This is a genomic window from Pseudoxanthomonas putridarboris (genome assembly GCF_038321125.1).
Taxonomy (GTDB): Bacteria; Pseudomonadota; Gammaproteobacteria; order Xanthomonadales; family Xanthomonadaceae; genus Pseudoxanthomonas_A; species Pseudoxanthomonas_A putridarboris.
Genome location: NZ_JBBWWT010000001.1, coordinates 679,789 through 693,374, shown reverse-complemented (window position 1 = coordinate 693,374; position 13,586 = coordinate 679,789). Strand labels below are relative to the sequence as shown.

Below are 13,586 nucleotides of genomic sequence, written 5' to 3'. Positions count from 1 at the left end.
CGGCCGGGCGTGCCTTCGCGGCGTGCCCGGTTCTCGCGCTTCCGGAGGAAGAAGTCGCCCATGGGCAAGTTCGCATCGCTCGATCGCCGCAAGTTCCTGCTCGGCGCCGGTTCGCTGGCGCTGTTCGCCGGTGTATCCCCGTTCAACAAGGTGCTGGCCGCACCGAAACTGGACGGCTATCCCTTCACGCTAGGCGTGGCTTCCGGCGATCCGCTGCCGGACGGCTTCGTGATCTGGACGCGCCTGGCGCCCAGGCCGCTGGCCGAACACGGCGGCATGCCGATGGTGGCCGTGCCGGTGCGCTGGGAAGTGGCCGAGGACGACAGGTTCAAGCGTACCGTGCGCAGCGGCGAGGAACTGGCCTTCCCCGAACTCGGCCACAGCGTGCATGTCGAACTCGAAGGGCTGAAGCCGGCGCGCACGTACTGGTATCGCTTCCTCGTCGAGGGCGCGGATGCCAGCCCGACCGGCAGGGTGCGTACCGCGCCCGCGGCCAACGACGTCCCGAAGCGCGCGCGCATCGCCGTGGCCGGCTGCCAGGCCTATTACCAGGGCTGGTTCGACGCGTATCGCCACCTGAGCGAGGAGAACGACCTGGACGCCGTGTTCCACTACGGCGACTACATCTACGAAGGCCCGGCCGGCCGCAACAAGGACAAGTTCCCGACCTACGATGCCGCCGGCGACCTGGTCGCCGAACGCGACCATTTCGGCGACGAGATCTATACCCTCGACGACTACCGCCGCCGCTACGCCCAATACAAGAGCGATCCCGATCTGCAGGCGGCGCACGCGGCCGCGGCCTTCATCATGTCCTTCGACGACCACGAAACCGACAACGACTGGGGCGGCGAGTGGGACCAGGACCGGAAGCCGCCGGAAGTGTTCGCCCTGCGCAAGTTCGTGGCCATGCAGGCCTGGTACGAGAACCTGCCGGTGCGCCGTGCGCAATTCCCGCGCACCGATGGCGGCACGCGCTATTTCCGCCGCCTCGATTTCGGCAATCTGCTGCGCATGCACGTGCTGGACACGCGCAGCCACCGCGCCAACCAAGCCTGCAGCGACCCGCTGTCGCCGAAGTGCAGGTTCGAGGCCGGCAAGGGTTCCAGCATCCTCGGTGCGCAGCAGGAAGCCTGGCTGGACGAAGGCCTGCGCAACGACGCGCGCTGGAACCTGATCGCGCAGCAGGTATTCGTGATGCCGCTGAAGGCGAAGAATCCGGACGGAACCATCCGCAGTTCCTTCGAGGACAAGTGGGATGGCTATCCCGATTCGCGCCAGCGCCTGGTCAAGTCCATCACCGACAGGAAGCTGACCAATGTGGTGATCGCCACCGGCGATGCGCACATGAACGCCGTGGGCGAGGTCCCGTTGCGCGACGACGAGCCGGACGGCCCGGCGGCGGCGACCGAATTCCTCGCCACGTCGATTTCATCCAATGGCGACGGCGGGCTGGATTCGCCGAGCGTGAAGCGCTTCCTGGACGCCGACAATCCCTTCCTGAAGCTGTGCGACAACCTGCGCGGCTACCACCTGTACGAGATCGGCGCGAAGGAATGGCGCACCGACGTGAAGGCGATGGACCAGGTGCAGCGCAAGGGAGGCGAACTGCGCACCCGCGCCAGCTTCGTCGTCACCCCGGATCGACCGAAATTGCACAAGGCCTGAGATGAAGACGAAGTTCCCGATGCTTTCCATGCTGTTCCTGGCGGCGCTGCTCGCGGCGAACGCGGCCGCGAAGAACAGCACGTCCGATGCGCAGGCCGGCATAGTCGCGCCCGAAGTAGGCAAATCGCTGCCCGCATGGAGCAAGGGCGAACTGGACATCCACCACATCAATACCGGCCGCGGCGACGCGGTGTTCTTGCTCCTGCCCGACGGCACCAGCCTGCTTTCCGATGCCAGCGGCAAGACCGTGGAGCAAGCGCCGTTCTCGCTGCCGACCAAGCCGGACGCCTCGCATCCGCCGGGCACGTGGGTGGCCCGCTATGTGCAGCGCGTGTTGTCCAGCCGCGCGTTGCCGGAGCGGTCGCGGCGGCAACTCGACTACTTCATGCTCTCGCATTTCCATGGCGATCACATGGGCGCGATCGTGCCGGATTCGCCGCTTGCGCCGAATGGCGCGTACCAATTGAGCGGCATCACCGAAGTGGCCGAGCACCTGCACGTGGCGAAGATCATCGACCGCGGCTGGCCGACCTACGACTATCCTGCGCCGATCAAGAACCCCACGGTGGACAACTACCGGAAGTTCCTCGATTGGCAGATCGTGCGCCAGGGCCTGGAGGTCGAGCGGTTCCAGCCGGGTCGCAACGACCAGATCAAGCTGCTGCACGATGCCGGGTCGTATCCAGACTTCGAGATTCGCAACATCTACACCAACGGTGTCGTGTGGACGGGCAAGGACAGCGGAACGCGCAGCCTGTTCCCGTCGGTAAGGGACCTCGCGCCGGCCGACTATCCCATCGAGAACACCCTGAGCCTCGTGTTCCGAGTGAGCTACGGCAAGTTCGACTATTTCCATGGAGGCGACCTTTCCAACAACGATGCGGAAACCGCCTTCGACCCACCGGCGTGGAAGAATGTCGAAACGCCGGTGGCGCTGGCGGCCGGCGCGGTGGATGCGATGAAGGCCAACCATCATGGAAGCTGGGACGCGAACAGCATCGGCCTGCTCGGCAACCTGAAGCCGCGCGTCATCGTCGTCACTTCGCGTGCCGAAGGCCATCCGGCCATCAACGCGTGGAAGCACATGACCTCGAAGGACGTGTGGCCGGGCGAGCGCGACATTTTCGTCACCAACGTTGCTCCGGCCACCGCCGCGACCACGTACGGCATCGAGGAAACCGCGAAGAGTACGCAGGGCCATGTGGTCATCCGCGTGGCTGCCGGCGGAGCGAGCTACCGCGTCTTCGTGCTGGACGACGACGACGAAGAGATGCGGGTCAAGGCGGTGTTCGGGCCGTACGCGTCGAATTGATCGAGCACGGTGGCGCTCGCGTCCCAAGCGCCGGATTTTCCTCTCCACCTCTTCGACCCGGTGGGTTGCCGACCGGCCTGCAGCGTGCGCAGGCGGCTCCTGCGGGTAGCTTGCGCTCCCTCTCTTCTCGGCTCGGTTGAAGCGCTCTCTGCGGATGGCGGCGACGTGGCAAGCGGAAAGCCGTCCCCCGAGGGATACGTATTGGCCGCGGCGCGTCTTGGCGTCCTGCCGGGCGAGTGTCTGGTGTTCGAGGATGCGCCGGCCGGGATCCTGGCGAAGGAAGCCGCCGGGGCCAGGGTACTTGTCATCACCTCCGCTCACGCGCACCCGGTGGATGCAGGACGGCACCTCAGTGCCCGCGACTACACCGGGTTGGAGGTCATCGAGGAGACGGACGGGCGCTTCACGCCGATTGGCGCTTGAAAGGAGGCGAATCCGGTCAGGGAGATCGCGGCGGCCGCTTATCCGGTCCGTGCATATCGGCTCGGCGGTCGTCCCACGTGCCTGCTGAAAGCGACGCTGAATGTGCTCGTGGACCCGTATCCGACCCGCTCCGCCACTTCCGAGACATTCAGTCCGTCGCGCCTGAGCAGATCCTTGGCGATCTCCATGCGCCATGCGAGCAGATATTCCATCGGCGGCACGCCCACGGTCCGCGTGAAGCGCTCGAAGAAAGTGGAGCGTGAGAGAGCGGCTGCCTTCGCGAGCTGGGCCACCGTCCATGGGCGATCGATGCGGGCGTGCATTTGCTTCAAGGCGAGCGCCAGTCTTTCATCGCCCAGGCCGCGCAGCATGCCGGGAGGGGCACTGCCGGCCGTGCTCGAACGCATGGCCTCGATGAGCAACATTTCGACCAGCCGGGAGAGCATGAAGTCGTGGCCTGGCTTCTGGTCCGCGTATTCCTCGCCCACCATCTGGACCAACTGGATGAGCCGCTGGGATCCTCGTACATGGACGACCTCCGGCAGCAGGGAAACCAGAAGCCCCGAATCGGCGCTGTCGAACAGGAAGGCGCCCCCCAGCGACCGCATGTCCGGTGGACCTTCCTGTTCGCCATGGCGTCGTTCCCCGTCGCCGCCGGGAACGACCTTGGGATCGATGAAGACCGGCGGCGCAGGCACGAAGCTGGAGAGGGTGAAGGGCGGCGTGGTCGGCAGCAGGACGAAATCGCCCGCGGCGATGGCGATCGGCTCGTGCCCGTCAACTGCCAGCAGGCAACGGCCTTCAAGCACGATGCAGAAACCGGGCTGTCCGTACTCGGCGTAGCGCACGGCCCAATTGCCCTTGCCGCTGATGACGTTGGCAAAGACGGCACGGGGATGGAGGAGCCGGACTACCTCGGAAAGCGGGTCGCTCACATTCGGACGTTCGCTAAATAATTGCGGATTTTATACCATCGATAATCCGGCGATGCCGACTTATCGTTCCCTCCGAGTCAACCCACACCTCGGAGCACGAAATGAAGACCGTATTGATCACCGGCTGCTCGTCCGGCTATGGCCTGGAGACCGCCCGCTACTTCCTCGCACAAGGCTGGCAGGTCATCGCCACCATGCGCACCCCGCGGGAGGGTCTGCTCCCCGCCTCCGGCAACCTGCGCGTCCTGGCACTGGATGTCACCCGGGCCGACAGCATCGCGCGCGCCCTCGAGGCCGCCGGTCCCCTTGACGTGCTCGTGAACAACGCCGGCATCGGCCTGTTCGGCGCCTTCGAGGCCACGCCCATGTCCACCGTGCACGAGGTCTTCGAAACCAACACCTTCGGCGCAATGGCCATGTGCCAGGCCGTCATCCCCCGGTTCCGCGAGCGCCGGGCCGGCACCATCGTGAACGTGACCTCCAGCGCCACCCTGGCGCCCTTCCCGCTCGTTGCCGCCTATACGGCCAGCAAAACCGCCATCGAGGGATTCACCGCCTCGCTGCAGCACGAACTCCGGGCCTTCGGCGTACGGGTCAAGCTGGTGGAACCTGGCTACGGCCCCTCGACCAGCTTCACCGCCAACGGCCAGCAGCGGATGCAGGGCCTGATTCCGGAAGCCTACGAGGCGTTCGCCCACGACGTGTTTGCCGGGTTCGCCAGGGTCGCGGCCTTCACCAAGGAAACCGACGTGGCCGAAGGCGTCTGGCGTGCCGCCAATGACGTCTCGGATCGACTGCACTTTCCGGCCGGTGCGGACGCCGTGGCACTGGCGGAAAAGCGCCCGCTCTCTTGAGTCCGCGCGAGTGCGGCGATCCGCGCTTGCGGACGCCGCACTCCGCTACCCCATGAGGATCCCTCCATGATCAAGCACGCTCTTGTCTCTTCCCGCCTTCCAGCTCGCGAGCCGGCGCCGTCATTCGGCGACGCGCTTCGCCGACAGCAGTTGCCGGATCCTCGCTTCGGTCGTCTCGTACTCGCCTTCCCCGAAATGCTGGTAGACGATGCGGCCTTCCTGATCGATCAGGTACAGCGCGGGCCAGTACCGGTTGCCGTAGGCGTTCCAGGTGCGATAGTCGTTGTCCTGCGCGACGGGATAGGCGATGCCGAACCGCTTCACCGCGGCTTGCAGGTTCGACAGCCGCTTTTCGTACCCGTATTCGGGCGTGTGCACGCCGACCACCACCAGGCCCTGGTCGCGGTACTTTGCATCCCATGCCTTGGTATGCGGGAGCACACGGATGCAGTTGATGCAGGAATAGGTCCAGAACTCCACCAGCACCACTTTCCCGCGCAGTTCTTGCAGCGTCAGCGGCGGGCCATTGAGCCACTGGCCGATGCCTTTGAACTCCGGCGCGACCGGCGCGGGCGAGGTGTGGGTGGGTTGGACCGGATCGGCGGCCACGCTCGGCGAACAGGCGGAGGCGAACAGGCAGGCGGCCAGGAGTGTGATGGCGGGTTTGATCAGTTTCATGGTCATAGTCCTTGCGAAACGGAGGGGAGCCACTGCGTTGCCCAGGCCGACGCCAACACGTCGTACTGGAGCAGTTGGAGAACGGCCACGGCGACGGCCAATGCGCCGAAGAGGCGACGCAGCGAGCCGGCATGCCGCTGGAGGAACACCAGGCGCGACGTCACCCAATGGCCGCCATAGGCGACGAGCAGCATCGGAATGCCGGCACCCAGCGCATAAAGCCCCAGCAGGGCGGTCGCTCGGGCCGGCGCCTGTGCGCTTGCGGCCAGCGACAACACCGAGGCGAGCACGGGGCCGGCGCAGGGCGTCCATGCCAGGCCCAGCGAAGCGCCGATCAGGAAAGCGCCGATCCGGCCGCCCATCGGAAGTCGATGTGTCGCGACCGTGGCGCGGCGCGCGCGCCACCGGCGCATCCGATCGACGGCCCAGTCGAAGGGCGCCGACCAGAAACATGCCAGGCCGGCGATCAGCAGCACCACGATGGACGCGCTGCGGATGATGCCCTGCAATGCGCCCGACGATGCCGAGAGGACGCCGATCGCTATCCCGCCGGCCGCGAAAGTCGCCACGAAGCCGGCGATCACCAGCAGCGGATCCTCGCGGCGACGGCCGGTGCCGGTGGCCAGCACGATGGGCAGGATGGGCAGGATGCACGGGGAGAGGATGGTGGCCATGCCGGCGGCGATGGCCAATGCGAATTCGATCATGGGGGCGCGTGCGATGCGGTGGATGGATGGCCATTCCACCGCCCGGATGTCACCGGGTTGTGTGCCGATGAAGGAGTTTTGTAACCGGAAGTAGGGACTGCGGCTGTGGCGACACTGCGCTACAAGGGGGGCGTCACGCCAAAAGGATCTGCACGTCGATGTTGCCGCGCGTGGCCTTGGAATACGGACACGTGCGATGCGCCTCGTCGATCAGGGCCTGCGCCTGTTCGCGCGGCAGACCCGGCAGCGAGACGTTCAGGCGTGCCTGCAACTGGTAGCCGTCGCCCACCAGGCCCAGGTCGATTTCGGCATCGATGGCCGCATCCGCCGGAATCGCGATCCTGAACTTGCGGGCAGCCAGTCCCATCGCGCCTTCGAAACAGGCCGACCAGCCGGCGGCGAACAATTGTTCCGGGTTGGTGCCGGGGCGGCCGCTGCCCGGCGGCGCCAGAGCGACGTCGAGTTGGCCGTCGTCGCTGCGCGCGTGGCCTTCGCGGCCGCCGACGGTGTGGGTCTTGCCGGTGTAGAGGATCTTGTCGAGAGCAGTCATGGAAGTTTCCTTGGAGTGAGGGAAAAAATCTGGCGGTTACGGCGCCAGGTGGGTGAAAACGTAGTCGCGGTCCTTCACGCGCGCGGCGTGGCAGGCATGGCAGGTGCGGTGCTGCGCCTCGTCCACGGGCTGGCCGTCGATGAAGCGCCCGTAGCCCCAGCCGCCGGTGGCGGCGTAGCGTCTGGAGTCCTTCACCATCACCTGCACGGTGGTGGCGCCGCCGGGAATGGAAGCCGAAGCGAAGTCCGGTGACGGCACGCGTTTCCAGGCCCGCTTGACCAGGACGGTGCCATCGGGAAAGGGGCGCTGGTGGTCGCGGAACGCGCGCATCGCCACCGCATTGCCGACGACCGCGCGCAGTTCGTCGAAGGGCGCGGCCTCCTGCGCCGGAGCGATGAGCGGCCAGTCGCGATACCCGTCGGGCAGCGTAACCCCGAAGACGGGCGCGGCCGGAGGCGGTTCCTCGCCACCGCGCGCGGTGGCGATCAGCGCGACGGCGGCGACGGCGACCAACAATGCGACAGCGTGCATGGGTTTCATGGCAGGGCTCCCCGGATCACAGGCGGGTGGCGTCGATCACCGCTTGCGCGAACTCGCGCGGCGCTTCCTGCGGCGGGTTGTGGCCGACGCCGCCGGTGAAGGTGCGGTGCTCGTACTTGCCGGTGAACTTGGCGGCGTAGGCCGCCGGCAACGGATGCGGTGCGCCGTTGGCGTCGCCTTCGATGGTGATCGTCGGCACGGTGATCGCCGGTGCTTGCGCCAGGCGCTGCTCCAGCGCCGCGTACTTCGGTTCTCCCTCGGCCAGGCCCAGGCGCCAGCGATAGTTGTGCACCACGATGGCCACGTGGTCGGGGTTGTCCAGCGCCGCGGCGCTGCGGTCGAAAGTGGCGTCGTCGAACTTCCATTGCGGCGATGCGAGTTGCCAGATCTGCTTGGCGAAGTCGTGCGTGTATTGCGCGTAGCCGGCGCGGCCGCGATCGGTGGCGAAGTAGTACTGGTACCACCACTGCAGCTCGGCTTGCGGCGGCAAGGGCGTCTTGCCGGCTTCCTGGCTGCTGATGAGATAACCGCTGACCGACACGAGCGCCTCGACCCGCTCCGGCCACAGCGCCGCCACGATGCCGGCCGACCGCGCGCCCCAGTCGAAGCCGGCGATGGTGGCGCGCTGGATCTTCAGGGCATCCATCAGGGCGATGACGTCCGACGCCAGCGCCGCCGGCTCGCCGTTGCGCGGCGTGTCCGCGGAGCGGAAGCGCGTGCTGCCGTAGCCGCGCAGGTGCGGCACGATGACGCGATAGCCGCGGGCCGCCAGTTGCGGCGCCACCTCCGCGTAACTGTTGATGTCGTACGGCCATCCGTGCAGCAGGATGACGACCTCGCCGCGCGATGGACCCAGCTCGGCATAGCCGATGTTCAGATCGCCGGCGTCGATCCGCTTGTCCGCGACCAGGGGTAGCGGAGTGCCGGCGTGCGTGGCTGGCGATGCGGCGCTTGCCACGCCGGCCAGTGCGCATTGCACGGCCAGCAGCCAGGGCGCCAGCCGGGTGAAACGGTACTTGATCGGTTGCATGGATGTTCTCCTTGTTGGGAAGGGGGCTGCGGGGCTCACGCGGTCCCGCGCAAAGGCCGGAAGGCCGCGCGAAGTTCGGCGCTGAACAACTGCGGTTGTTCCCAGGCGGCGAAATGGCCGCCCTTGTCGACTTCGTTGAAGTAGTAGAGGGTCGGATAGGCGCGTTCGGTCCAGCTGCGCGGCGCGCGATAGATCTCGCCCGGGAACACCGATACCGCGACCGGCACGGTGATCTGATCGGTCTTCTGCGCAACGGCGCTGAAGTTGTTGTTGTTGTTTTCCCAGTAGAACCGGCCGGCCGAGGTCGCGGTGCCGGTGAGCCAGTACAGGCTGATGTCGTCCAGGATGGCATCGCGCCCGAGCACGTTTTCCGGCACGCCGTCGCTATCGGTCCACTGCGCGATCTTGTCGTACATCCATGCCGCCAGGCCGACCGGCGAATCGTTCAGGGCATACCCGATCGTCTGCGGCCGCGTGACCATCATCGCGCCGTAGGCGGCGTTGCGACCGAAGAAGCGGCTCAGCGTCACGAAGGCGGTCCGCTCGACCTGGGTCAACCCGGCCGGCGCCGCCGCGCCGCTGTTGATCGCGCCGACCAACTCGTCGGGGACCGTCGCCGGCATGGTCAGATGGATGCCCCGAAGGCCCGACGGCGCTTGCCGGCCCATCACGTCGGAGATCACCGAACCGTGGTCGCCTCCCTGCGACACGTAGTGGTCGTAGCCGAGGCGTCGCATCAGTACGTCCCACGCACGTCCGACACGATCCGGTCCCCAGCCCAACTCGGCCGGGCGGCCCGAGAAGCCGTAACCGGGGATGGAAGGGATGACGACGTCGAACGCATCCTCGGCACGACCGCCGAATGCCGTCGGATTCGTCAGGGGCTCGATGGTGTCGACGAACTCCAGGATGGAGCCGGGCCAGCCGTGCGTCAGGATCACCGGCAATGCGTTGCGATGCCGGGAGCGCACGTGGATGAAATGGATATCCACGCTGTCGATGGTGGTGATGAACTGCGGCAGGCGGTTGAGCCTGGCTTCCAGCCTGCGCCAGTCGTAGTCGCCGCCCCAGTAGTTCACCAGGGCCTGCAACGTGGCCAGCTGCAGGCCTTGTGATTCGTCGGCGACGAGTTCGCGATCCGGCCAGCGCGTGGCTTGCACGCGCCGACGCAGGTCCTGCAGGTCGCGCTCGGCCACGTGCACCTGGAAGGGGCGGATGCCACTGCCGCCGTTGCCGCCATGGTTCTCCATGGCCTGGACGGCGACGGCGGGCAGCAGGTTCAGCACGCCGACGGATGCCGCGGCCAGCGCGGTCGATCCGATCAGCCGCCGGCGCTGGAAGTCGATGGTCTCGTTGGGGTTGAAAGACGACATGAAGAACTCCTTGGGGTGGCAGGCGCACGCGACATGGCGCGACCAGGGGGAGGGAGGAAAGGGAACGCGGCGGGAAGCGCCGCGTCGTGTCGGATCGGCCGGCCGGCCGTCAGACGGTCAGGCCGGCGCCGGCCATGTAGCCGGCTTCATCGCCGGCCGGGTAGGCGACCGGTGCAGCCCTTCTTCCGGAGCCACCGAAGACGAGGGCGACTTTCTGTGAGCGCAGGACAGGGTGCATGGCGTTTCCTTCGAGGGGTCATACCGGCGGGGGAGCCGTTGGCGATGGGGCCATTGCACGCCGCGGGCTCGTCGCCCGCGTGTCGGGGAACCCGCGGATTTGTCAGCGAACCACGCGGACGTGCCTTCCGATACACACGCTTACAAACGGCGCGGGTTTGTATCGGAATGTACGCGCGGCCCGTGGCGACGCGTTGGGATACGAAGCCGGTCGCCCGCCGACAAGGCGCCGACACAGCGGAAGGCTGCAATGGCGCTCCCCGTCCAACCGGAGCTTCACCATGCTGCGCTTCCCCCTGCTGGCCATGCTGATGGCCGCCGCCGCGCTTCCCGCCGCCGCGCAGGCGCGCGCGCGCCCCGTCGATCCGGATGCCCCGACCGTCGTCCTGGTGCATGGCGCCTTTGCCGATGCCTCCAGCTGGGACAAGGTGGCCGCGCGTTTGCGGATGCGTGGCGTGCCGGTGGTGGCGGTGGACAATCCACTGACCTCGCTCGAAGACGACGTGGCCGCGACCCGGCGCGCCATCGCCGCCGCGCCAGGCAAGGTCGTGCTGGTGGGGCATTCCTGGGGCGGCACCGTGATCACGCAAGCCGGTCGCGACCCCAAGGTGAAGGCGCTGGTGTATGTGGCCGCCTTCGCGCCGGATGCGGGCGAGAACTCCGCGCAGCAGGGCGAACGCTTCCCCGTCGCGCCCGGTCTGCAGAAGCTGGTGGAACGTGCGGGTTTCCTGTCGCTTTCGGAGCAGACCATGGCCAGCGATTTCGCGCAGGACCTCAAGCCGGCACAGGTGCGGGCCGCCTACGCGCACCAGCTTCCGCTGAAGGCGGACGCGCTGTCCGAGCGCGTCGCCGTCGCCGCATGGCGTTCGCTGCCCAGCTGGTATGTCGTTTCGCGCAAGGACCGTATGCTCTCGCCTGAATTGCAGGTGGCGACCGCGCGGCGCATCGGCGCCGAGTGGCGGTCGGTCGATGCGGGGCACGCATCGCCGTTGTCGGCCCCGCACGAAGTGAGCGATACCATTCTGGAAGCTGCTGGTCTCAAACTATCGGAACCGGCTCCCGGCTCTAATGGCGGTTGATCGAAGCACGCCGACGCCTGGGCGCACGCGCTCGCGCTAACATCCAAACCGCGGCCCACGACGGCCCGCAGGTCCGCGCAACCGGAGAGCAACGATGTCCCATACCGATCATGTCCTGGTCGTCGACGACGACCGCGACATCCGCCAGATGGTCGGCGACTACCTGCGCCGGAATGGCTTGCGTGTCTCGCTGGCGGCGGACGGCCGCGAAATGCGTGCGGCGCTGGACACCAGCGACGTCGATCTGATCGTGCTGGACGTGATGATGCCCGGCGAAGACGGCCTGTCGTTGTGCCGCAACCTGCGCGCGGGCAAGCATCGCGCGGTGCCGGTGGTCATGCTCACCGCCCGCGATGACGAGACCGACCGCATCGTCGGCCTGGAAATGGGCGCGGACGACTACGTCATCAAGCCCTTTTCCTCGCGCGAACTGCTGGCGCGCATCAACGCGGTCATCCGTCGCGCGCGCATGCTGCCGCCGAACCTGCAGGTGAGCGAGGCGGCACGGCTGATCGGTTTCGGTCATTGGAAGCTGGATACCACCGCACGCCACCTGCTGGACGAGGACGGCACCGCCTATCCGCTCAGCGGCGCCGAGTTCCGCTTGCTGCGTGTCTTCGTGGACCATCCCCAGCGCGTGCTGAGCCGCGACCAGTTGCTCAACCTGACGCAGGGCCGCGATGCGGAAGTGTTCGATCGCTCCATCGACCTGCTGGTCAGCCGGTTGCGGCAGCGCTTGGGCGATGGCGCACGCGAGCAGACGTACATCAAGACCGTGCGCAGCGAAGGCTACGTGTTCTGCCAGCCGGTCACGTTGATCGGGGACGGGGCATGAGCCGGGAGACGACCCCGCCGCGTTTCCGCCTGTTGCCGCGCACGCTGGCCGCTCGCCTGTTGATGATCCTGGCGGCCGGGTTGCTGCTGGCGCACGCGCTGTCGTTCGCCCTGCTGTTCCACGAACGCGCGACCGCCACGCGCTCGATGATGTTGACCAACCTGGAGCAGGACGTTCCCCTGAGCGTGGCCTTGCTCGAACACCTGCCTCCCGCGGAGCGAAAGCAGTGGCTTCCGCAACTGGAACGCCGCACGTACCGCTATCTGCTGCGTCCGGCGCAACCGGGAACGCCCCTGGCCAGCGACCGCGCGCGGCAGGTGACGGCGCTGATCGATGGCTCGCTGCGGCATCGCTACCCGCTGCGTCCGCGCGCCGTTTCCGCATCGCCCGAGCGGTACGAAGTGGAACTGACGCTGGCCGACGGACATCCCCTGACCATCGAAGTCACGCCGTCGCTGCTGCCGCTCGCGCGCTGGTTGCCGTGGATGCTGGCCGCGCAGGTGGCCTTGCTGCTGGCGTGCGCCTGGCTGGCGGTGCGGCTGGCGACGCGGCCGCTGGCGCGCTTGGCCGAGGCCGCCGAGCGGCTGGATCCCGCGCAGGCAGGCCCGCCGCTGTCGCAGGAGGGCCCCATCGAGGTGGCGAAGGCCGCACGCGCACTCAATGCCTTGCAGTCGCGCGTGTCCGCGCACGTCACCGAACGCATGCAGATCCTGGCCGCGATCTCGCACGACTTGCAGACCCCGATCACCCGCATGCGCCTGCGCCTGGAGTCCATGGAGGAAAGTCCGGCGCACGCACGCTTGCTGGACGATGTCGGCCAGATCAGTCAACTGGTGCGCGAAGGCGTCAGCTACGCCCGCAGCACCAATGTCGCCATGGGACCCTCGGTACGCCTGGACCTGCCTTCCTTCCTCGACAGCGTGGTGGGCGACTATCAGGATACCGGCAAGCCGGTGCGGCACATCGAAGGCGACCACGCCTCGCTGCAGACGCACCCCCAGGTCCTGCGCCGCGTCGTGCAGAACCTGATCGACAACGCGTTGGCCTATGGCGGCGGCGCCGAAACCGCGTTGCGTGTCGAGCCCGATGGCCGCGTGTGCATCGACGTGCTGGATCGGGGTCCCGGCATTCCCGAGGATCAGCTGGAAGCGGTGATGCAGCCGTTCCACCGGCTGGAGTCTTCGCGCAGCCGCAGCAGCGGCGGCACGGGGCTGGGACTGGCGATCGCGCAGCAACTGGCGCAGGCGCTGGGCGGCACGCTGCGACTGAGCAATCGCGAAGGCGGCGGGCTGCGCGCCACGGTGGCGTTGGCGGCCGCTCAGCCTGTTCCCGGCGCGGAGCGCTAAACTACCGCTCGTTGAAGGA

At 67.4% G+C, this 13,586-nt stretch carries 15 protein-coding genes; 7 read left to right on the top strand and 8 right to left on the bottom strand.

The genetic code is table 11. From position 1 onward, the window contains the following. Positions 1–60 precede the first annotated feature (60 nt). The 3 genes from AAD027_RS03035 to AAD027_RS03025 are packed head-to-tail and all read left to right on the top strand — an operon-like array spanning position 61 to position 3,403. Complete coding sequence (locus tag AAD027_RS03035) at positions 61–1,668, top strand: alkaline phosphatase D family protein (RefSeq protein ID WP_341724523.1); 1,608 nt, start codon at positions 61–63, stop codon at positions 1,666–1,668. 1 nt (position 1,669) lies between these two features. Beyond that, positions 1,670–2,980 (top strand): ComEC/Rec2 family competence protein, encoded by a 1,311-nt coding sequence (locus AAD027_RS03030; RefSeq protein WP_341724522.1) that lies wholly within the window; start codon positions 1,670–1,672, stop codon positions 2,978–2,980. Between the two features lie 9 nt (positions 2,981–2,989). After that, a complete protein-coding gene (locus AAD027_RS03025; RefSeq protein WP_341724521.1) occupies positions 2,990–3,403 on the top strand; it encodes an HAD-IA family hydrolase in 414 nt (137 codons plus the stop codon). A gap of 38 nt (positions 3,404–3,441) precedes the next feature. Here AAD027_RS03025 and AAD027_RS03020 read toward each other — a convergent pair whose 3' ends face one another. Beyond that, positions 3,442–4,338, bottom strand: coding sequence for an AraC family transcriptional regulator (locus AAD027_RS03020; protein ID WP_341724520.1), 897 nt, complete (start codon positions 4,336–4,338; stop codon positions 3,442–3,444). 101 nt (positions 4,339–4,439) lie between these two features. Between AAD027_RS03020 and AAD027_RS03015 the strand changes: the two genes are divergently transcribed. Beyond that, positions 4,440–5,192 (top strand): SDR family oxidoreductase, encoded by a 753-nt coding sequence (locus AAD027_RS03015; protein WP_341724519.1) that lies wholly within the window; start codon positions 4,440–4,442, stop codon positions 5,190–5,192. A gap of 120 nt (positions 5,193–5,312) precedes the next feature. Here AAD027_RS03015 and AAD027_RS03010 read toward each other — a convergent pair whose 3' ends face one another. The 7 genes from AAD027_RS03010 to AAD027_RS02980 form a co-directional block, all read right to left on the bottom strand. After that, the gene (locus AAD027_RS03010) at positions 5,313–5,870 is read right to left on the bottom strand and encodes a thioredoxin family protein (RefSeq protein ID WP_341724518.1); all 558 of its coding nucleotides are present in this window, start codon (positions 5,868–5,870) and stop codon (positions 5,313–5,315) included. Between the two features lie 2 nt (positions 5,871–5,872). Continuing rightward, the gene (locus AAD027_RS03005; RefSeq protein ID WP_341724517.1) at positions 5,873–6,562 is read right to left on the bottom strand and encodes a cytochrome c biogenesis CcdA family protein; all 690 of its coding nucleotides are present in this window, start codon (positions 6,560–6,562) and stop codon (positions 5,873–5,875) included. Positions 6,563–6,710: 148 nt separating this feature from the next. Continuing rightward, positions 6,711–7,127: an organic hydroperoxide resistance protein gene (locus tag AAD027_RS03000; RefSeq protein WP_341724516.1), complete on the bottom strand. Its 417-nt coding sequence runs from the start codon at positions 7,125–7,127 to the stop codon at positions 6,711–6,713. Between the two features lie 36 nt (positions 7,128–7,163). Next, positions 7,164–7,667, bottom strand: a complete 504-nt coding sequence (locus tag AAD027_RS02995) for a cytochrome P460 family protein (protein WP_341724515.1) — start codon at positions 7,665–7,667, stop codon at positions 7,164–7,166. 16 nt (positions 7,668–7,683) lie between these two features. After that, positions 7,684–8,697, bottom strand: a complete 1,014-nt coding sequence (locus tag AAD027_RS02990) for an alpha/beta fold hydrolase (RefSeq protein WP_341724514.1) — start codon at positions 8,695–8,697, stop codon at positions 7,684–7,686. Between the two features lie 35 nt (positions 8,698–8,732). After that, positions 8,733–10,070: an epoxide hydrolase family protein gene (locus tag AAD027_RS02985; protein WP_341724513.1), complete on the bottom strand. Its 1,338-nt coding sequence runs from the start codon at positions 10,068–10,070 to the stop codon at positions 8,733–8,735. A gap of 109 nt (positions 10,071–10,179) precedes the next feature. Further along, entirely contained in the window at positions 10,180–10,308 is a 129-nt protein-coding gene (locus AAD027_RS02980) for a hypothetical protein (protein WP_341724512.1), read from the bottom strand. A 280-nt stretch (positions 10,309–10,588) separates the two neighbouring features. Here AAD027_RS02980 and AAD027_RS02975 point away from each other — a divergent pair, with 280 nt between their 5' ends. From AAD027_RS02975 to AAD027_RS02965, 3 genes are all read left to right on the top strand, one after another. After that, positions 10,589–11,386, top strand: a complete 798-nt coding sequence (locus tag AAD027_RS02975; RefSeq protein ID WP_341724511.1) for an alpha/beta fold hydrolase — start codon at positions 10,589–10,591, stop codon at positions 11,384–11,386. A 94-nt stretch (positions 11,387–11,480) separates the two neighbouring features. Next, on the top strand, positions 11,481–12,221 hold the full coding sequence (locus tag AAD027_RS02970; protein ID WP_341724510.1) for a response regulator: 741 nt from the start codon (positions 11,481–11,483) through the stop codon (positions 12,219–12,221). After that, entirely contained in the window at positions 12,218–13,567 is a 1,350-nt protein-coding gene (locus tag AAD027_RS02965) for a sensor histidine kinase (RefSeq protein WP_341724509.1), read from the top strand. The genes AAD027_RS02970 and AAD027_RS02965 overlap by 4 nt, the downstream gene beginning before the upstream one ends. The last annotated feature ends 19 nt before the right edge of the window (positions 13,568–13,586 follow it).